The 19,084-nt window shown below is 67.3% G+C and carries 15 protein-coding genes and 1 pseudogene; 7 read left to right on the top strand and 9 right to left on the bottom strand.

Annotated features, from left to right (window positions below; genetic code table 11):
- Nucleotides 1-8: 8 nt before the first annotated feature.
- The 3 genes from ACFVT2_RS37975 to ACFVT2_RS37965 are packed head-to-tail and all read right to left on the bottom strand — an operon-like array spanning nucleotide 9 to nucleotide 3,299.
- A complete protein-coding gene (locus ACFVT2_RS37975; protein WP_390025699.1) occupies nucleotides 9-872 on the bottom strand; it encodes a hypothetical protein in 864 nt (287 codons plus the stop codon).
- Between the two features lie 25 nt (nucleotides 873-897).
- Nucleotides 898-2,157, bottom strand: a complete 1,260-nt coding sequence (locus ACFVT2_RS37970; protein ID WP_390025697.1) for a hypothetical protein — start codon at nucleotides 2,155-2,157, stop codon at nucleotides 898-900.
- A gap of 11 nt (nucleotides 2,158-2,168) precedes the next feature.
- Nucleotides 2,169-3,299: an amidohydrolase family protein gene (locus ACFVT2_RS37965; protein ID WP_390025695.1), complete on the bottom strand. Its 1,131-nt coding sequence runs from the start codon at nucleotides 3,297-3,299 to the stop codon at nucleotides 2,169-2,171.
- Between the two features lie 258 nt (nucleotides 3,300-3,557).
- Between ACFVT2_RS37965 and ACFVT2_RS37960 the strand changes: the two genes are divergently transcribed.
- The gene (locus tag ACFVT2_RS37960) at nucleotides 3,558-5,552 is read left to right on the top strand and encodes a B12-binding domain-containing radical SAM protein (RefSeq protein WP_390025693.1); all 1,995 of its coding nucleotides are present in this window, start codon (nucleotides 3,558-3,560) and stop codon (nucleotides 5,550-5,552) included.
- 10 nt (nucleotides 5,553-5,562) lie between these two features.
- Here the strand turns inward: ACFVT2_RS37960 and ACFVT2_RS37955 are convergent, their stop codons facing one another.
- Nucleotides 5,563-6,663 carry an amidinotransferase gene (locus ACFVT2_RS37955; RefSeq protein WP_390025691.1) on the bottom strand — a complete coding sequence of 367 codons (1,101 nt, stop codon included), beginning with the start codon at nucleotides 6,661-6,663 and terminating at the stop codon, nucleotides 5,563-5,565.
- The gene (locus ACFVT2_RS37950; protein WP_390025689.1) at nucleotides 6,660-7,451 is read right to left on the bottom strand and encodes an SDR family NAD(P)-dependent oxidoreductase; all 792 of its coding nucleotides are present in this window, start codon (nucleotides 7,449-7,451) and stop codon (nucleotides 6,660-6,662) included. Before ACFVT2_RS37950 ends, ACFVT2_RS37955 begins: the two co-directional genes overlap by 4 nt.
- Before the next feature lie 235 nt (nucleotides 7,452-7,686).
- On the opposite strand from ACFVT2_RS37950, the pseudogene ACFVT2_RS37945 reads away from it, so the two are divergent.
- A pseudogene (locus ACFVT2_RS37945) lies at nucleotides 7,687-7,752 on the top strand (hypothetical protein); the annotation flags it as partial.
- Nucleotides 7,753-7,896: 144 nt separating this feature from the next.
- On the opposite strand, the gene ACFVT2_RS37940 reads toward ACFVT2_RS37945, so the two are convergent.
- From ACFVT2_RS37940 to ACFVT2_RS37930, 3 genes are all read right to left on the bottom strand, one after another.
- On the bottom strand, nucleotides 7,897-9,144 hold the full coding sequence (locus ACFVT2_RS37940; RefSeq protein WP_390025687.1) for an MFS transporter: 1,248 nt from the start codon (nucleotides 9,142-9,144) through the stop codon (nucleotides 7,897-7,899).
- A gap of 256 nt (nucleotides 9,145-9,400) precedes the next feature.
- Nucleotides 9,401-11,083 carry a carbamoyltransferase N-terminal domain-containing protein gene (locus tag ACFVT2_RS37935; RefSeq protein ID WP_390025685.1) on the bottom strand — a complete coding sequence of 561 codons (1,683 nt, stop codon included), beginning with the start codon at nucleotides 11,081-11,083 and terminating at the stop codon, nucleotides 9,401-9,403.
- A gap of 94 nt (nucleotides 11,084-11,177) precedes the next feature.
- Entirely contained in the window at nucleotides 11,178-12,077 is a 900-nt protein-coding gene (locus ACFVT2_RS37930) for a cupin-like domain-containing protein (protein ID WP_390025683.1), read from the bottom strand.
- Between the two features lie 396 nt (nucleotides 12,078-12,473).
- Between ACFVT2_RS37930 and ACFVT2_RS37925 the strand changes: the two genes are divergently transcribed.
- The 5 genes from ACFVT2_RS37925 (at nucleotide 12,474) to ACFVT2_RS37905 (ending at nucleotide 18,041) form a co-directional block, all read left to right on the top strand.
- Nucleotides 12,474-13,400, top strand: a complete 927-nt coding sequence (locus ACFVT2_RS37925; RefSeq protein WP_390025681.1) for an aldo/keto reductase — start codon at nucleotides 12,474-12,476, stop codon at nucleotides 13,398-13,400.
- A gap of 398 nt (nucleotides 13,401-13,798) precedes the next feature.
- Nucleotides 13,799-15,160, top strand: a complete 1,362-nt coding sequence (locus ACFVT2_RS37920; RefSeq protein WP_390025679.1) for a sulfotransferase family protein — start codon at nucleotides 13,799-13,801, stop codon at nucleotides 15,158-15,160.
- A 30-nt stretch (nucleotides 15,161-15,190) separates the two neighbouring features.
- On the top strand, nucleotides 15,191-16,183 hold the full coding sequence (locus ACFVT2_RS37915; protein ID WP_390025677.1) for an NAD-dependent epimerase/dehydratase family protein: 993 nt from the start codon (nucleotides 15,191-15,193) through the stop codon (nucleotides 16,181-16,183).
- Nucleotides 16,184-16,547: 364 nt separating this feature from the next.
- Nucleotides 16,548-17,549, top strand: coding sequence for a TauD/TfdA dioxygenase family protein (locus ACFVT2_RS37910; protein ID WP_390025675.1), 1,002 nt, complete (start codon nucleotides 16,548-16,550; stop codon nucleotides 17,547-17,549).
- A 300-nt stretch (nucleotides 17,550-17,849) separates the two neighbouring features.
- Nucleotides 17,850-18,041: a hypothetical protein gene (locus ACFVT2_RS37905; RefSeq protein WP_390025673.1), complete on the top strand. Its 192-nt coding sequence runs from the start codon at nucleotides 17,850-17,852 to the stop codon at nucleotides 18,039-18,041.
- Between the two features lie 121 nt (nucleotides 18,042-18,162).
- Here ACFVT2_RS37905 and ACFVT2_RS37900 read toward each other — a convergent pair whose 3' ends face one another.
- The gene (locus ACFVT2_RS37900; protein WP_390025671.1) at nucleotides 18,163-18,813 is read right to left on the bottom strand and encodes a LysE family translocator; all 651 of its coding nucleotides are present in this window, start codon (nucleotides 18,811-18,813) and stop codon (nucleotides 18,163-18,165) included.
- Between the last annotated feature and the right edge of the window lie 271 nt (nucleotides 18,814-19,084).

The following is a 19,084-nucleotide window of genomic DNA, read 5'->3' as shown; positions in this document are numbered from 1 at the left end:
TCGGGCAGTCAGGACCAGTACACCGTCGTCTCCTCGTCGAGCTGGCCCATCAGGAGATTGATGGTGGTGCGATGGACCCGGTCGCTGCCGCAGGGAGCCACGGCGTGCACGTTCGCGGTGTCGAAGACGTACACGTCCCCGGCGTGGACGGGCACGGTGAGCTGTTCGATGCCGGAGAGCGACTCGATCGGGTACCCGTAGCTGTCGGTGGACATGCCGAGTGCGGCGCGGCTCTCGCGGTCGGGTGAGATGTTCCAGTACAACAGCTCGCCCCCGGAGCCGTTCTCCACGCACATCAGGGCGTTGCACAGGCGGCTGACCTGCTTGACCTCGCAGCCGTCGATGTGGCGCGCGTGGCGGATGGCCTCGGCGTCGTCGTGCGGAGCGAGCACGAGCGCGTCATGGTCCCCGCGGGAGCGCACCCGGAAGGGGGCGGCCCGCCGGCCTTGGTGTTCCGCGAGGCGGAGCCGAATGCCGCGGTCCGCCAGGTGGTCGCGGTACTCGTCCAGCAGGGACAGTGGTGTCCGGCCCGGGCCCGCGCACAGCGTCTCCAGGGCCGTGCGCGCGCGGTCCGCCTCGTCGAGGTACCAGTCGAGGCTGGAGGCGGTGAAGAGGTGGTTGCCGCACCAGTAGTCCGCGTCCCGAGTGCTGTGTTCCTTACTCTGGAGCATCGGGCTGCTCCAGAAGTTCCGCCGGATGTGCTCGCAGACGTCCGGTGTCAGTACTCCGCGGAAGATCGCGCCGGCGACCTTGCCGCGGAGGACGTCGGTCCACGCCTGCCAGTCCGTCTCGTCCCGTTCGACGAAGCGGAAGTAGTCGACGGAGTGGACCCGTCCGGTGAGCCGGATCTGGTCGGAGCCGCTGTTCCTCACCTTCCACCTCCTCGTGCGTGGTTCCTCAGTAGGCGGCGCTCACGACGGTGTTCAGTGAGCCGTGCACCTTGTGCGCGCGTTCCTGCATGGCCATCACGCCGGCCAGGCCCTCCGGGGTGTAGAAGGCGCTCAGCTTGGTGTAGCCGTCGAACTCGACGTCCTCCCCGCTCCGGGAGAAGGCCGCGGCGGGTTCCGCCAGCAGGCACGCGTCCTGGGCGACCCAGAGGTGGCCTTCCGCGGTGTCGGCGCAGACCCGGTCGAAGAGCGCACGTAGCGCCGAGCCGGAGAAGCTGCCCGAGTGGTAGACGGCGCGGCTGCCCCAGTTCAGCGTCGGGTGGTGGCTACCGAACTTCACGTAGTAGCGGCGTCGGCTCTGGCCCAGCCGGCAGTACTCGTCCAGGGTGATCCAGGTGCCGTCGGGCAGGTGGAAGCCTTCCGGCGTGATGATCTCGGTGTGCGGGAAGATCCCCCGGACCTCGTCGGGGTAGTACTGCCTGGCCTTCGACCAGAACGGCCAGGCCATCGTCACCTTGGCGTCGTAGAGCGGCGTGGGCGGGTGGTCGAAGACGAGCTCGCCCTCTTCGCACGCCTCCATCCACTGGTCGAAGAAGCCGTTGTACCTGAGGTCGTAGAACTCGTGGGCACGGACGAATCCGCAGTCCTTCCAGTGAACGGCGTCCCAGCCGAAGTGCCGGATGCCGGCTTCGCGCAGCCGCTGCACGGTGTAGTGGACGCCGTGCGGCCGGGAGGCGTTGCCGGTCAGGTGGTGGATGACGAGGTCGTCGCCGAACCGGGAGCGCAGGGAGGTGGCGAGGTCGTCGATGAGCGGGTCGAAGCGCCGTTTTGTGGCGTCGAAGTCGTCCGGGAAGGACCGGTACAGGGAGTGCACCTGGTCCGCTATCTCCCAGCCGGAGGCCGGGCACTGTACTTCCGCGATGGCCCCGGGGGCGGGCTCGTCGGTACGGAAGTAGAGCGGCAGGGCGAGGTGCCGCTCCGTCAGTTTCAGGTGGTAGTCCCGGCCGCGTTCCGGCGGTTGCCGGGCCAGCACGGTGTCGGCGATGGCGGGGTCGGCGTCGCCGCGCAGACTGGCCAGGAAGACGTCGCGGGTGATCCGTTGGAATTCGCGGATCCGGGCGTTGCGGTCGATGAAGCCCTGGAGGGTTTCGGCGGTCAGTGCGTAGGGGCGCTGGGAGATCAGGTTCGTGAAGCCGACGCCCGCCCGGGTTCTGTTCTCAATGTCGTCGTCGATGAAGCGGTACCAGGGGTGCGTCGTCGGCTCCGCCATGCGGGTCTCCTTCACTCGGTGGTCAGCGTCGTGAGATCGAATCCGTAGAGGCGCGCACAGTTGCCGGAGGTCACCTGCTCGCGTGCTCCCCCGTCGGCTTCCGCCAGGCAGCGCTCCAGCACTTGCTTGGAGTTCGGCCAACTGCCTTCGTAGTGCGGGTAGTCGCTGCCCCAGAGGAAGTTGTCCGGGCCGAGCAGGCGCATGGTCAGCACGCCCACCTCGTCCTCGGTGAAGGTCGCGTGGACCTGGCGGCGGAAGTAGTCGCTCGGGGACATGGTGAGGTCGGTGCCCAGCGCCGGGCCGAGCTTGTCGTAGATCCGGTCGGCGTGTAGCAGGTGATAGGCGATCCAGCCGATGTCGTTCTCGGCCAGGACGATGTCGAGGCCGGGGAAACGCTGGAGGACGCCGGAGAAGAGCAGGTCCGTCAGTGTGTGCTGGAGTTCCTCGGGATAGGCCATGTTGCGCTGGATGCGGCCCATCGGGGTGGTGTAGTCGAAGAGCCGGGGGCTGTCCCGGTAGCCGGTGAGGCAGTGCATGGACACGGGCATGTCCAGTTCCTGTGCCGCCTGCCAGAAGGGGTCGTTGGCGGCTCCGGCCAAGTCACGTTCGTCGGGGGCGGAGGCCCAGATGGCGGCGCCCTTGAGTCCGAGGTCGTGGCAGCGGTGCAGTTCCCGTACGGCTTCTTCGGTGTCCCACAGCGACATCAGCCCGAGGCCGACCAACCGCTCCGGTGCGTGCCGCACGTAGTCGGCGAGCCAGTCGTTGTAGGCACGGAAGCAGGCGCGTTGGAAGCCCGCGTCCGCGAGCCAGAAGAGGTGGAGGCCCAGGCTGGGATACAACACCTCCCCGGCCACTCCGTCCAGCGCCATGTCCTTCAGCCGTGCGGCCGGATCGCTGCCCCCGATCCGAGCCGCCTCGACGACGGCTTCCGCGTCCACGAAGTCCTCGGGGGTGGTGTCGGTGGCATAGAGCGTGTTGACCAGGGCGGGTCTCAGGTTGTCGCAGGTGAAGTACCAACCCCGTCGTTCGGAGTTCCAGGAGACCCGGGGTGCGCGGTCGCGGTAGCGGCGTTCCAGCCCCTCGGTCCACAGTCGCACCGGTTCGACAACGTGGGAGTCTGCCGAGAGCACAGGGGCGATCACAGGCCCACTCTCCCCATGGGTAAGGGCCATCGCGGCGACCCGCCGACTCTCGAAGAGCTGCGGCGATGGCGGAAGGCGGTAAGTCGCGGACGTGGAAAGCCGTCCGAGGAGTCCAGGGCAGACGGCGGCAGCGCGAAGTCCCATTCTTCGGGCCGCACATGACCGGTACAAGGGCGCACGCCACTCAACGCGCCGATTCGGACACCCGACGTAGCGGGCTTCTGGTGTGATGACCGACGGTGTGTCACCATTCCCGCCATGCCGGTCGACAACCCGACCGCCCCGGCGCAACAGGGCGCGGACATCCTCCTCCTCAGCGCCTCCAACTACCCGGCGCTGCCCATCTATCCCTACGCCTTCGTGCAGGTTTCGGCCGTGGCCGCCCGCCACGAACTCACCGCCGCCCGTCTCGACCTGCTGCACACGCCCAAGGCGTCGTGGCGCACGACGTTGCGCGAAGTCCTGGAGCGCACCAACCCCAGGCTCATCGGCATCCACCTGCGGCAACTGGATTCCATCTTCATCTGGAACTACGCCGACTACGACCTGCCGGGTGCCCCTCCGGTGCGCAGGAACAGTTATTGGCCGCTCCATGAGACCGAGCAACTCATCTTTGTTTTAAGGGAGTTGACGGAGTGTCCGATAATGGTGGGTGGCTTCGGCTTCACCACCCGCTCCACGGACCTGCTGGACCGACTCCGGCCCGACTTCGGAGTAACCGGCGAGCCGGACGAGGTGCTGAAACACCTGGATGACGTGCTGGCACACCGCAACGTGGAACGCATCGCCAACCTCGCCCACCACACTGACAGCGGCTACACCATCAACCCCCGGACCTTCCTACCACCCGCGGACCACACCGAGTACACCGACGCCGTCCTGCGCGACCTGCTGGACTTCTACGGTCCACAGCGCGTCATCGGGCCGGACGCGGACGTGCACGTCCCGGTGGAAGTACAGCGCGGCTGCCCGTACCGCTGTTACTTCTGCACCGAACCGATGGTCAAGGGCCGGCGCCACCACATCCGCGACCTCGACGTCGTGATGGCCGACATCACCTTCCTCGCCGACCGGGGCGTCTCCCGCGTGTGGCTGGTCTGCTCGGAGATCAACGTCGGCAGCAACAAGCTGCTGCTCGACATGGCCACACGCATGCGGAAGCTCAACCACGGACGCACGACGCCAGTGAGCTGGACCTGCTACCTGCTGCCCAACCCCGCACTGGAACGGAACGACATCCGGGCACTGCTGGAGTCGCACTTCGAACCCAGCTGGAACCAGTTCGCCTCCTACGACGACGAGAACCTCAAGCGGACCCGCGTCCCCTACCGGGCCCGGCACGCGGTGGAGGCGCAGGTCGCCTGGCTGGAGGAGGACCAGGCGTACCGCCGCGCGCACGGCCTGCCAGAGCCGCCCCGGCGGCTGGACATGTTCCTGGGCAACACCTACGCCACCCCGGAGACCGTCTCGGCCACCCTGCGCACGGTGAGCGGGCTGCGCCTGGGCGAACGCTTCGACGACTCCCTCATCACCCGCGCCACCCGGGTCTTCGACCTGGGCGACGGCCTGCTCGACGACACCTCGGCGTCGGCGTACTCCGTCGGCCCGGAAGGGCTCCTGGACGAGGTCGACCTGGTGCATCCCACCTTCAGCTACCCGACCGCGTTGGTGGAGGCCCTCGGCAGCGCCCGGGCCGTGGACGAGTTCTTCGCCTACGTGGAGAAGACCTTCCTGTCCCGCGCCTACCGGGCCCGCCTCGACTGGCCGGCGTTCCTCACCCGCCACACCGATGAGAAACGCCTGGCCCAGTGGTGCGAGCGCCTCCGGCACGCGCCGGTCGACCCCGACGAGGACGAGGCAGCACAAGACGTCCGCACGTCCGTCGCGGCAGACGGCGGTGCGGCACTGCTGGAACGGCTACGGGAACGCACCGCGACGGACGAGGACGCGGGCCGGCTCGCCCGCGCCCTCGTCGAGCTGTTCGTCGACACCGAGCCGGACCGAGTCCGCGACGTCTTCGCGGCGATCGGCCTGCCCGGCTACTGGGACGACCGCAGCGCGCGGACCGCCTACGACATCTGCGCCGGGCTCGCCGCCCGCTTCACCACCGTCGAGGACGTGCTCGACGCGGCGCGCGCGTCGGCGGGCCCCGGCGGCGACCCGGCCCTGCCCCTGCTGGCCGTGGAGTACTGCCTGTACGACAACAACGTCCTGCTGCGACCGGACTACTCGCGACTCCTGTTCCGCACCTGACGGCCCGGGATCACCGGCCTCCGGGCCGCGACAGATACCGTGTGGGCCCTCCCTCCCGCACGGTGTCCAGCGTGACGCAGTGGAAGGAGCCACCGAAGGTGTAGACGTGCCGGAAGTCCACCGGAACGCAGCGGAACCCCCAGGCCGTCAACGCTTCGATGAGCGGCTTTTCCTGGCGCTCGACCACCACCGTCTCCGGATCCAGGGACAGCACGTTCATGCTCACCCATGGGCTGCAGAAGTACATGGGCCAGTCCTGCGGCAACGTCGGCGCCGGGGCCGGGAGGATCTCCCAACCGTCGAACACCTCGTGATGGACGTAGCGCTCCGGGTGCACCAGAAGCTTGCCCGGTGCCAGCGGCGCGATGGTGGCGTCGATGTGCATCGCGTGCGGATCATCGGTGTCGACGACCGTCACACCGAGCTCCGGTCCGATGGCCCGCCGCACCCAGTCGATGCCGAACTCATTGGTGACATGGCTGCGTTGGACGATGAGATCGCGGCCGAAACGCAGGAAGTCGGCGGCGTCGAAGACCGGCTCGAACTCGGTCACCGCCCAGTCACCCGCCTCGCCTTCCGTGCGGTACAGCGCGTCGGTCAACTGCGGGCGCGGAGCCGGGAGCCAGCGGGCGCCACGTCGGAAGTACGACTTGATCAGCGAACGGAAGGCGTCCACCTCGTGGTGGCGGCAGCGCCAGGACATCGGGGCCTCGATGATGGCGTCGCCGACGACCATCAGCAGATCCCTGGGCATCCCGGCGTAGAGTCCGCCCGCGGAGTTCCACTGCGGCGTCCGGAACGGCACCTGGTGCTCGACGGCATCCGGGCGGACCACCGCCACCCCGTGTGACTCCAGTACCTCGACCAGGCCCTCCAACTCCTCCTCGGCCGCCTTGAGGAGGCCGGCGGGCAACGGAGTCCCGCCGAACTCCAAGAAGACGGGCCGGGCGGCGTCGGGTACGACGTGCGCCATCGATTCCTGCCAGTCGGGGAACACCCCGCCCAGCAGGCTCCCCACCACCACCTCCCGCAACGGGTCCCATTCGGTGTACGAGTTGACCGCCGGCGCAGGTGCCCGCTCGTGCTCGTCCGGCTGCGCGTCGTTCGTCATGCTCCCCCACTTCGGCGCGGTGTTGCTGTCGGTTCCACGTGCACCTCGCGTTCGTCACGCCATCGGGCGGCGCTGGCCAGCCCACCGGCGGTCTCACCTCCGTCGATCACGAATGTCTGCCCGGTGACGAACGCGGCTTCCGGGGACGCCAGGTAGGTCACCAGGGCGGCGATCTCCTCCGGGGTGCCGAGCCGCTGCAGTGGCAGCATCCCGGCCTGTTCGGCGAGTTGTTCTTCGGTGTACTCGGCCCGTTGCATGGGTGTGAGGACGTAGCCCGGACTGATCGCGTTGACGCGGACGGCCGGTGCGAGTTCCAGTGCCGCGGTCCGGGTGAGTTCGATTACTCCGGCCTTGCTCACGTTGTACGCCGCGTAGTCGGGCATGCCCACCATCCCGCTGACCGATGCGGTGTTGATGATGACGCCACCGCCCGACGCCATCCGGCGTCCCGCCTCGCGGGCCACCAGGAAGACCCCGGTGAGATTCACCCGCATCGTGCGCTCCCACTCCGCGAGCGAGGTCTCCAGGAACGGCCGCCGGATGCTGATTCCGGCGTTGTTGCAGACCACGTCCAGCCCGCCGAACGCTGCATCAGCCTCGGCGAACGCCTCCTGTAGGGAGTCTTCCTCCGCGACGTCCGCGTGCAGCGGCAGCACGGCTTCGTTGACGTCGTCCACGAACCGCGCGAGGGCGTCCCGGTCGCGGTCGAGAACGGCCACCCGCGCTCCGTCCCGTGCGAAGCGCCGCGCGATGGCCGCACCGATTCCCGACGCTCCACCAGTAACCACTACACGCTGCGATTGGTGCCCAGCTTGTTCTGCCAAGCCTGGTCTCCTGAGTTGATGAGGTTCTCCGGCTGTCCGGGTACTCGGTGCCGGGCCAGGTCGTGCCTTCAAATGAACTCGGGTGGTGCATTCAGGCGAGTTGATGCGTCGTCATGAACTGTCCCATGCTGCACGGGAGTTCGACAGGCCGCCGTTGCCCGTGCCTTGACGGGGTCGGAGGCGGTTGGATGACCGCACCGTGTCCAACGGGATCGTGTGGAAGTTCCGCACCAGCACGGCCTGGCGGGAGCCGCCCAAGCGGTACGGACCCTGCGACGCGCTGCACACTCGCTTTCGCCCCGGGCGCTGGACGACCCGGGGCGTGTCCACACCGACAGCGACCTCGTCCGCGACGGTCTGGTACCGGCGTGGCATCCGGCCGCCCTCGCGGCGGACCACAGCGGTGGCGTCATCCCGCTGTCGTGACCCGCCGGCTCAACAGCCGCACCTCCGGCAGCAGAAGCGGAAGCGTCCCCAGCAGGGCGATCAGCAGCGCGCCGAGCTCCAGCGTCCCCTTGAGCCCCAGGACTCGGGACGCGGGGGCGGCAGCCAGGTACCCGAGCGGGACCGTCACCGTCTCGCCGAAGAAGGAGTACGACATCGCCCGGCTCAGCCGGTCACGGGGGATCACCTCCTGGAGCAGTCCCGTCCACACCGTCATCGACAGCGACGCCAGCATCCCGGCGGACCCGACCGCCAGCACCAGCCCGACGGTATGAACCCGTGCCGCTATCGCCGCGAGGGGCATCGCCATCAGAAAGGCGCTGGCGCAGCAGAGCAGGCCGGTCCTGCGTGGGCGCCACCACAGCGCGAGCACCGACCCGCCGAGCACCCCGGCGGCGAAACCGGACATCACCACTCCCCAGGGCCCCGCCCCGCCAAGGAACCGCTCTCCGTAGACCGGCCCCAGCATCTGGTAGCCGACCATCCACACCGACAGGACCAGCGCCGACTGCGACGTGATGACCACCAGCCAGCGCCGCGACCGGAAGTCCGCCCAGCCCTCGCGCAGCTGACAGGCGAACGCCGTCTGCGGGCCACCAGGGCCACCAGGGCCACCGTTGCGAGCGAACAGCGCGGCGGAACCGGCGAAGGACACCGCGTCCCAGGCCAGCGCCCAGGCCGGACCGATGGCCGCGACCATGGACGCGCCAGCCGCCGGGCCACCCACCCGAACCGTGCTCCTCCCCAGCCGCAACAGCGCATTCGCCGCCCCGCGCAGCTCCGCCGGCACGCTGTCCGCCACCGCAGCCGAACAGGCGGGGAGAAAGAGCGCCGTGGCGGCGCCGCAGACGGCGGCCAACAGCGCCAGATGCCACAGCCGGGCCGCACCCGACCACAGCAGCGCCACGGCGGTGGCCTGGGCGGTGCTGGAGATCAGATTCGCCGCCACTATCAGCCAGTGCCGGGGCCAGCGATCCGCCCATACGCCGCTGACGAAGAACAGCAGGATCTGCGGCACGACACCACAGGCCAGCACCCTCCCCAGGCCGTCGACGCTCTCCCCGCCCGGCAGCCGCAGCACCGCGAAAGCCAGTCCGATCGGCGCGATCGCGCAGCCCGACCAGCTCAGCATGCGCGCTGCGAAGAGCCTGCGGAAGGACGGCAGCGCCAGCGGGGCCAGCGCTCCGCCCGAGCTGCGTCCCAGCAACGGCACGAGCCACCACCCCTTCCTTCCGGCCTGCCCTGGGCAACACAACCGCCACCCCGGCGCGCATCGTCGTCCATGATCACCCTAGGGTGCCGGGCGAGTAGGAGGCACGATTCGCTACCCGGCGTGGGCGCCCGCTGGCCGGGTCACGCCCACGGAACTGACCGTTCGAGCAGTCGGCCTTCGCGCGACGGCCGACCGGGCACCAGCAGCGCCCACCTAGCCCAAACTCCCGTTCGACGCGCATCTCTCCATATCGGAGCTACGACTTCTCAGCCTGCTCCGGATGAGTAAAAAGGCGGCCGTCCGACCAGATGTACCGCGTACGACCCCATGCGGCCGCGGAAGCGACGTCCGGGAAGAAGCCGCGTCCGCCGTAGTTGGCGCTGGTGTTGCACAGGACGGGGATGCCGCTCAGCTCCTCATAAGCTGTGAGAACACGCGCGATGGCGCTGTTCGATGTGGGACTGATCGTCTGCAGCCGCGCAGTGCCGTCGAGGTGGATGACCGCCGGAATGCGGCTCACCCACCGCTGCCGCACACGGTGGTCGAAGAGCATGAACGGGTCGTCGCAACCAGGATCGAACACCTCACTTGCCCGGTGCGCGAGACAGACCGGCGCGACCGGGCGGTACGCTTCCCGTTCCTTCATCGCGTTGAGCAGGTCTTTGGTCCCGGCGTCGGTGGCGGGAGCGATGATGCTGCGGTTCCCCAGTGCCCTTGGCCCAAGCTCTGCACGGCCGGAGAGGACGACGACGGGTGACCCGTCGGTGTGCAGCAGTTCCGCCAGTTGGCGTTCGTCGCACGGCCGTACTCGCCAGCCCTCCGGCAAGGTCCCATCCCGGTAGAGGCGTGGACCGCTGTAGACGTCCCAGTCGAGGGAGTGGCGTTCCGTGCTGTGCACCATCTCGCAGCAGGCGGTGCCGATAGCAGCGCCGGAATCATTGGGAAATGGCGGGACCCAGATCTCCTCGAAGAGTCCGGTGGCCCGGATCGCCGAATTCCATTTGATGTTGAGAGCGCAACCGCCGGCCATCACAAGACGTGGATATCGGCCCTTGTACTTGTCTTTCACGACGGCTACGAGGGCGGATACGAGAGCCTGGCCGAGGTACTCCTGGAACGTCGCGATGAGGTCGGCATCCGACATCCCCGGAAAGAGATGCTCGCGCTTGGCGGTCAGCTCTCCGCCTAGAGCGAGACTGCTCTCCTTGTCCGCCTCGGACATGCCGCCAAGGAAAGCACTGAGAGCCGGGAACGCATCCCGCTCCACCTTGCCCAGGGCCGCGTAGGCCATCGCCTTTCCGGGGACAGCGCGGTAGCGCCAATCGGCTTCGGGGTCGGCCCGTGAGCCGTTTTTGCGAAATGGCCCCAAGTTGGCACTGAAGAGAGCAAACAATCTTCCACGGAACGGCAGTAGGCCGGCCACGGGCCTGATGGTCTTTTGATTTGGCTTAATCTCGTACAGCCTGGCAGTCGTGCCGCCGTCCCACACAAGGGCGAGGGCATCATGGCCTCTCAGGGCAAAGGGGCTGGAGCAGTAGGCGCCGAGCAGGTGGTTCGTCACATGGTGGTAGCTGACGTAACCGGGGGTTCTTTCGCTGAAGTCGTGCGCGGTAAATGTATAGCGGTGCACAGGATCGGCTGACAGAGAGCCGTCCGCGTAGGGCGCCACTGGCAGGGCGGTTGGTTCTCCGTCCTTGGAGGTGGATACGCTCCACGGGTTCTCAATTGACGACTTCCAGCCGTCCACGACGAAGCAGTCGATGTCCTCGGGCTCCATACCCTCGGACCTGAGGATGTCTGACACCCGACGGAGATCCCCGAGTGGACTGTAGCGTGGGAAATTGCCGATCTTTTCTGTTTCGACGCTGAAGACCAGGCGATTTCCATCGATTACTGCAATGCCACCGTCATGCGAGACCTTGATACCGCAGATAAGCAAAACAATGCCCTTCTCATGGCATGTGTATTGGCCGACTCAGGCCCGGTGTATCCGCGAGAGGAATCCGTCTTGGGGACTCCCTCTCGCTGGAGTGCTAGGACGCGCTGGGGTCGTTTCCGCGGGAGAAGCCACCGAACCGCAGGGCGTCGTAGAGCCGTTTTCCGGTGGACGGCGGGCTGAAGAAGAAGCGCGTCGACTCCGTCCGGCGCAGCAGTCCGTGCCCGACGAAGTCGCGGGCGGTGGCCTTCCAGTACTGCGGGCCGAGAATGCCGAGCAACGCCAGGTACTGAGCCGTGCCCAGCGGCCGGCCGAACCAGTGGTTGACCGAGACGGACGCGGTGTGCGCCCGGATGTCGTGCCACCAACCGCGCGGGATGTAGAGCAGGTCGCCGGGGCCCATCCGTACGGAGTGCAGCACCACCTGCCTCAGCCTCGGAAAGCGCCGCACATCCAGATCGGCCAAGTCCACCTGGCTGTTCACCAGGTTGTCCGGAAAGGGGTACGCGGCCCTGCTGTCCCGCCATGCCAGCAGCGTGACGCTCTTCTCCCCCCAAAGCTGGCAGAAGAAGTTGTCCTTGAGGTCCGAGTGCAGCATCGAACGCGTCCCCGCGGAGCCGATCCACACCCGGGTATCAGTGGGGTGCCCGTCGGACGGGAGGAGAGAAGCGAAGTCGCAGTCAGCCGGGTCGAAGATCTCGTGAGCCCGTTGATACGCCAGGTAACAGGGTGCGGAGGGACCAGCGGATTCCATCCGCCCGACGAACTCTCCGAACCTCAACTCCTGCTCGTAATGCTGCTGGTCCTGCGGGAAAAGGACACCACTGCCCGGGAGGTCCATCAAGGCGGTCACCCGCCGCTCACCGTGGCGTTCCACCAGGGTGGCCGGAGTCCAGGCATTACGGGCCGGCCAGGAGTCGAGGAGACCGGAACAGAGCAGCGGCCCGGAGCGCCGGGCGACGACACGACGCAGCACCCCGATGCCGGACGCAGGCACCCGCGGAACCCGGCGCACAGCCAACCCCCTGCCGAGAAGCCACGATGCCAACCCATCTGACAGATCCGGGCGTTTCTCCGGCACCCCGAGCTTTTCCCCCAACCGACCCACCCCGGATTGTCGATGTGTGCTCATGACAACTCACTGTCCGCGCTTGCCTACCCCCTGCACAGCCTCCGTAGCCAGGCACCCCACATGAGCACCCACTTCCGGCCAGCGCGGGCCGCCCCTCTGCGTCACCCGCCTCGCCAGGGATGGTCTTCATGGGCCTGGGACGGCGCCCCGGCCCTGGGCGAGGGCGAGCTGGCGGGCTCGTCCAGCCTTTGATCGCGCCCCTACGCCCACTCAAGGACGCCCCTCTTGAATGAGCATCACATCTCGTTACACTGAGAAAGTATGCGCTATATCTCGTTGGGCACTTCGGGATTGCAGGTCTCCGCAGTCGGCCTGGGATGCAATGAATTGGGCCGGTCCGTCGGACTGGACCAGGCGCGGGGGGTGGTGAACTCCGCACTGGATGCCGGGATCACACTGTTCGACACCGCGGACGTCTACGGAGACTCCGAGTCCGTGCTTGGTGAATGCTTTCAGGGCCAACGCGAACTCGTCGTCCTGGCCACGAAGTTCGGGCATCAGAAAATGGGTATGGGCTACGGTCCAGCGGCCGGCGCAAGAGGTGGACGTGCTTACATTCGCCGCGCCGTCGAGGCATCCCTTCGACGTCTCCGCACAGACTATATCGACCTCTATCAAATCCATACACCCGATCCGCATACCCCCATCGAAGAGACCCTCTCCGCACTGACCGAATTGGTCCGCGAAGGCAAGGTTCGCTACATCGGAAACTCCAATTTCGCAGGGTGGCAGATCGCCGAAGCCGCGTGCGCCGCCCGTTCCGGAGGATTCGAGCCTTTTGTATCTGCACAGAACCACTGGTCACTGTTCGAGCGCGGTATCGAGACCGAAGTCGTCCCGGCTGCACGCCATTTCGGCCTCGGCGTGCTGCCCTACTTCCCACTGGCGAACGGCTTACTGACGGGCAAGGTGCGGCGTGGCAAGCCGATCCCGGAAGGAACTCGCATCGCGGGCAGCGCGCATCGGGTGACGGAAGCGCGGCTTGACGCTGTTGAGGCGTTGACTGCCTGGGGTGTGCAGAACGGCCACAGCCTCCTGGAGATCGCCATCGGTGGCCTCGCCGCACTCCCGGGATGCAGCTCAGTGATCGCGGGGGCCACGAAGCCGGAACAGGTGAGGGCCAACGCAGCGGCGGGCGAGTGGGTTCCAGCCGCCGGAGAGCTGCAGGACATCTTGGCCCTGCTGTGAGAGCGTGTTCAGCTGGCACGGAGGTTATCCGTGCGCTCAGGCTCGGGCAGAGCCGCCCAAGCCGCCAGGCAACGCCTCTTCGTCACGCCGACGGCCCCACCATGTCCCGGCACTCGACGGCTCGCTCCGAAGGCGCAGTCACCCACCCTGACGCGAGCGCGCGCGAAGGCGCCAGGAACCGATCGGCCGGAAGTCGCCGCTTGGCGGTAAGGGGTCGGGGCATGCACTCCCGGAGACACCGATCGCCGGGCTGTGATCAGAGTTGGCGATGCCATGGGTGAGTCGAGAGCCTGGGAGTTCCGCCAGTGCGTTCACACGGGCAGGGCCTGGTCAGAGCCAGGGGGACGGGCGCCATCCAGCAACTGAAGGGCGTGAGCCCGCCTGCCGGGGGGCGGCGCGTGCATCTCGTGCTGCGAACGGTCGGCGAGCGCACTACGGACCTGGCTCTCGACCTGGCTGTCCAACACATCCGTCCACACCGGGTGCACGTCGTCGACGACGTCAGACCATTCTGGCGTGCCGTCGACCTGATGTTGGGCATCGACCACGAGGGCGCCTCGCACGTGGTGTTCCTCGACGCCGACTGCCTCATCCTTGAGAACCTCCGTCCGTTTCTCGACGCCAACGACCTTGCATTCGTGGAGAGTTATGTGCACGACCCCTTCCGGGGCCGAGTGCCGTGCGGTGTGCACATCATCCGAACCGACGTGGTGGAGCGGATGCGGCGGACCGAGCTCCGCAGGGACGACGTCGCGTGGGTGCTGCGCCCTGAGAGCACCCGTCTGAAGCTCGCACTGGATGGCATCCAGGACTCCGTGCAGTACCGGGGCGCGCATATCCTCCACGATCACTTCCAGTACTACGACCACGTCTTCGCCAAGATGGCCCTCCGAGAACTCCGGAGCCGTACGGAAGCCAGCAGGCCCGTCTTCGCCGCCGCCGTCGCACGGTGGGGTCAGGGGCCGGACTATGACGTTGCCCGCGTCGCCGTCGACCATGCCCGGGTGCACGTTGCCGAGGGCACCCCCGGCCCCGACGTACAGCGCTACATCGAGCGCCTTCCGGAGACGGCCCTCCGCGAGGTCGAAGCGATGAAGCTGCCGGACCGGCCGGCACTCACCCGCCGCGAAGTTCTCCGAACGGGGGAACGCGTTCGCGAAATGGCCGGCCGCAGAGCGGACCGGGCCAAGGTCTTCGGCCTGGGGCTGCCGCGCACCGGCACCCGCAGTCTGCGGGCTGCCCTGCACCTGCTCGGGTACGACGTTGCCCACTACCCCGTCGACCGTGCCTCGCTCAACGCCCTGGCCCGAGGAGACGGGCGCCTTCCGCTGCTGGAGTACTACGACGGCTTGGCCGACGTGGCAGCCGTCCCGTGCTTCCGGGAACTTGACGCGCTGCACCGCGGCGCAAAGTTCATCCTGACCGTCCGGGACAAGGCGAGTTGGCTCGCGTCCGTGGAGAAGGACTGGCCGGAAGACGTGGCGGCCGGCTCGCCCTGCGGTCAGGACGACGCCGCCCACAGCGCCGCCCAGGAGACGCGGCGCTTTGTCCGCGAGGCCGTCTACGGTTGCCGCGCGTTCGACGCCAGGCACCTCTCGCGCGTGTACGACAAACATGTCGCCACCGTCCGCGCACACTTCGACGACCGGCCCGGCGACCTCCTCGTCCTGGACGTCGCCGGAGGCGAGGGCTGGGAGCGGCTCGCCCCGTTCCTGGGCGCTTCCGCACCTGCCCGCCCGTTCCCCGCCGAGCGGGGGTGAACGGCCCCCGTCGTTGTCACCGGAGGATTCATGGATTCCGCTCCGCGGCGCGCAGTGCCAGGCTGCGCTCTGGTCACCGGCGTCGCCGGCTTCATCGGCTCTCACCTCTCCGATGCACTTCTCCGCCAGGGCACCAGGGTCATAGGGCTTGACCGGCAGCAACCCGACGGCGGAAGCGCCGCCGAGAACCTCCAGTCCAGCCTGGGCCATCCCGCGTTCGACTACGTCCGCGCGGACCTGCGGTACGACGAACTGGCCCCGGCCGTCGCGGGTGCGGACGTCGTGTTCCACCTCGCCGGACAACCCGGAGTGCGACCGTCCTGGGGTGATGCGTTCGCCGACTACCTCACCTGCAACGTGCTGGGCACCCAACGGCTGATGACGGAATGTGAGAGGCAGTGCGTACCCAGGCTGGTTCTGGCGTCGTCCTCCAGCGTCTACGGGCAGGTCGCCGAGGGTGATGACTGCCGCGAGGATGCACCAGCCCGGCCCGTCTCGCCCTACGGAGTGACCAAACTTGCCGCCGAACAACTGTGTCTGGCGTTCGCACAACGCCCGGCCGCCACCACCAGCGTGATTGCCTTGCGGTACTTCACGGTCTACGGGCCACGCCAGCGCGCCGACATGCTGATCGGCAGGGCGCTTCGTGCGGCACTGAGCGGAGTTCCGTTGCCTGTCTTCGGAGACGGGAGCGTCCGGCGTGACTTCACGTACGTCGACGACGTGGTCTCGGCGACACTGGCGGCCTCGACGGCCCCCGCCCGGGCCGAGGTCGTCAACGTGGGCGGAGGCCGCAGTGCGTCTGTCACCGAGCTCCTGGAGATCGTGGGACGGGCCGTCGGAACCGCGGTACCGACCAGCACATCGAGCGCCCAACCCGGCGACATGCGTGCGACGTTGGCCGACCCACGGAAGGCGGGCGAGTTGCTCGCCTGGAAGCCCCGCGTGGACCTGATCACCGGAGTGGCCCGTCAGCTGGAGTGGATGACCCGGCACGCGGCTACGTTCGTGCGTCGCGGCTAGGTGCCCTCCGGTGTGGGCGGCATCAAGCGATCGTACGGTCGGTCCTGAGCACAGACCGGCCCGCGGGGCCCAGCAGAGTCCCCCACGGCCGCAGATGAAGTTCGAGCAACGATCGAATCCAATCCGGAATCCATCCGCGCATCGATTTCCGGGCCAGATTCATGCAACTGGAAGTGCATCTCGTGGACTTCGAGGGAGTGGACCTTCCCGTCAATACCGGGAATCTCTACGTCTTCAGGATGGAAACGGCTATCCCCTCGGGCAGCCGGCACACCGAGAAAGCTAAGCCGCGCGCCGTCCAGTGGGGCCTGGGCGCGCTTGAAGCACGACAATCCTACGCTGGGCATGTCAGAGGAGAGGCGTCGTGATCGAGGAATATTCCAGGATTGAGGTTCGCTGCATCGCGGGAAAGATCGGGGCGAGCATCCGTGGGGTGGATCTGAAGGAACTGGGCGAGCACAAGGCCGACACCATCAGGGAGATACGCATCGCCCTGCTCCGCCATAAAGTGATCTTTTTTCGCGAACAGCATCTGAACCACGCCGACCATGTGGCGCTCGCGCGACTTTTCGGAGAGGTAACCCGTCTTCCAGGGCCGAAACATGGCACTCATCCGGAAGGGTTCCCGCAGATCCTTATCGTCGATCGGCAAGCGACCGATGACCGACGTGGCCTCAGGTTCGAGGAGCGACTGTATCGCAAGTCGGATCGGCATGACTCGGGCTGGCATGTGGACATTGCTTCATCCGTGAATCCACCAGCCTTTTCGTTCCTCAGATGTGAAGTGACCGCAGAGCATGGCGGCGATACCCAATGGACAAATCTCGCCGCCGCTTACGAGGGCCTCTCTCGGCCCCTACAGCAGTTGGCCGACAGCCTGCGGGCCGAGCACGCTCTGCACGCGGGAGTACAGCTACTGTTTTCTGACGACGAAGACTTGGCGGTGATCCGCAAGCGGGTCGAGGATACCCTGCTGTCCGTCCACCCAGTGGTGCGAGTTCACCCGGAGACCGGACAGAAGGCGCTCTTTTTACCTCCGGCGTCCGTATCCCACATCACCGGACTGCTTCCTTGGGAAAGCCGCGGCATTCTCGACATCCTCTTCTCCCACATCAGCCGTCCCGAATACACCGTGCGACACCGTTGGGAGCCCGGGGACGTCGCCGTCTGGGACAACCGCGCGGTAGCCCACCTCCAGCCCACTGACCTCCATCACACCGACCATCGGCGCAGAATGTACCGGGTACTGGTCCTGGGCGACCGGCCGGTCGGACCGGATGGCTTCCGATCCGAGTCCGTGCGAGGCGCACCGCTCCAGCCCTTCACCGGCCCGGGAGACGCGAGCGCAGGAACCATGCCGGCGTAACACTGACCAAGGAGAGATAAATCGCACCTCTTCTGATGGCGTGTCACATTAAGAGGACACACCATCAGCCTGAAGGCTGTCGACGGCTCTGGCCAGCAAACAGGCAGCTGACGCCAAGATCCGGACCATGTACGGACCAGCTCTCTCCCGGCAACGGTCACAACCACCGTTTCAGCAGATCAACACCACCATGAGCCGTGTACCACCAACAGACCAAGAACCTGCTGGTGTTTCCCCCTCGCCTTGCGTCCAGGACCTCAAGACGCTCTACCCCGCGAAGACCGGCACCCAGCCTGGGCGATGACCGGCGTCACGCCGATGCTCAGCGAGAACGACGACGACCAGATCTACAACCAGGCTGCCGACCAGCAGTTGTTCGCCTTCGCCAGGCAGCACCACCTCGGCATGCTGGCCTTCTGGAAGGGGAGCCGGGACGCCAACGCCTGCCCCGGCGCGCTGTTCGAGTGCACCAACATCCCGCTGGCGTCGTAGGGGTTCTCGAAGATCTTCTCGCAGTAACACCGGCCGATATCGGCTGACACCAGCCGATATCAACCGACATCAGCTGACATTGTTCAGCTCACCCGCGGTGGTCGCCCTCGGCAACCAGCTGTCAGCGCAGGGCGACCACCGTGCCCGTTCGTTCGGTGGCGATCCTGACGGCGAAGCCCGCCAGCGCGGTGCCCATCGCATAGCGGTGCAGGCGCTGCCAGAGCGGGTGCCGGGCGAAGAACCCGGCGACGGAGCCGGCCGTCACGATGAAGAACGCGTTGCCCGCAACGCCCACCGCGATCTGGGTCAGCCCCAACAGCAGCCCCTGTAGACCAACATGGCCGCGCGCCGGGTCGACGAACTGCGGCAGCAGCGAGATGTAGAGGATGGCCACCTTGGGATTGAGCAGGCAGGTGAGGAAGCCCATCAGGAAGAGCTTGCGGGACCCGTCCTGCGCCAACTCCTCGGTCGCGAGAGCAGATCGGCCGCCCGGCCGGACGGCCTTCCAGGCCAGCCAGAGCAGGTAGCCCGCTCCGGCCAGCTTGATCGCCAGGTAGATCTCCGGCACCAGCGCGAAGACGGTGGCGATACCGGCGGACACCGCGAAGAGGTAGACCAGGAAGCCGAGGAAGACCCCGGCCAGCGAGATCAGCCCCGCCCGGCGGCCCTGGGCGATCGAGCGGGAGACCAGGTAGATCATGTTCGGCCCCGGCGTCAGCACCATGCCGAGCTCCACCGCCGCGATCCCCGCTATTGCTCCCAGCCCGATCACAGCACAACCTCCGTACGCGCGTTCGCCTGGACGCAACCTAGTGTCCTGCGCCAGTAGTTGATCGTTAGTTGTTGTGTGACTTCTTCTTCTGCTGGTGCGTCAGTTCCTCGTCGGGGTCCGAAGCTGGAGCCGTTGCTGCTCTGTGATGAGGAGCGGGCGGTGTTGGAGCGGTGGATGCGCCGGGCGACGTCGGCTCAGGCGTTGGCTTTGCGGGCACGGATTGTGCTGGCGTGTGCGGGGCCGGAGGTGCCACCGATCGTCGCAGTCGCTC

The sequence above is a fragment of the Streptomyces sp. NPDC058000 genome (assembly GCF_042886435.1).
Lineage (GTDB): Bacteria > Actinomycetota > Actinomycetes > Streptomycetales > Streptomycetaceae > Streptomyces.
Note: the sequence above shows the minus strand (reverse complement) of the source record. Positions and strands in the feature narration are given on the sequence as shown.

Bases quoted from the DNA above. Each gene is read 5' to 3' on its own strand.
- ACFVT2_RS37925 (WP_390025681.1), top strand. From the start codon at position 12,474: ATGCGCTATATCTCGTTGGGCACTTCGGGATTGCAGGTCTCCGCAGTC.
- ACFVT2_RS37915 (WP_390025677.1), top strand. From the start codon at position 15,191: ATGGATTCCGCTCCGCGGCGCGCAGTGCCAGGCTGCGCTCTGGTCACC.
- ACFVT2_RS37970 (WP_390025697.1), bottom strand. From the start codon at position 2,157: ATGGCGGAGCCGACGACGCACCCCTGGTACCGCTTCATCGACGACGAC.
- ACFVT2_RS37905 (WP_390025673.1), top strand. From the start codon at position 17,850: ATGACCGGCGTCACGCCGATGCTCAGCGAGAACGACGACGACCAGATC.
- ACFVT2_RS37955 (WP_390025691.1), bottom strand. From the start codon at position 6,663: ATGACGAACGACGCGCAGCCGGACGAGCACGAGCGGGCACCTGCGCCG.
- ACFVT2_RS37960 (WP_390025693.1), top strand. From the start codon at position 3,558: ATGCCGGTCGACAACCCGACCGCCCCGGCGCAACAGGGCGCGGACATC.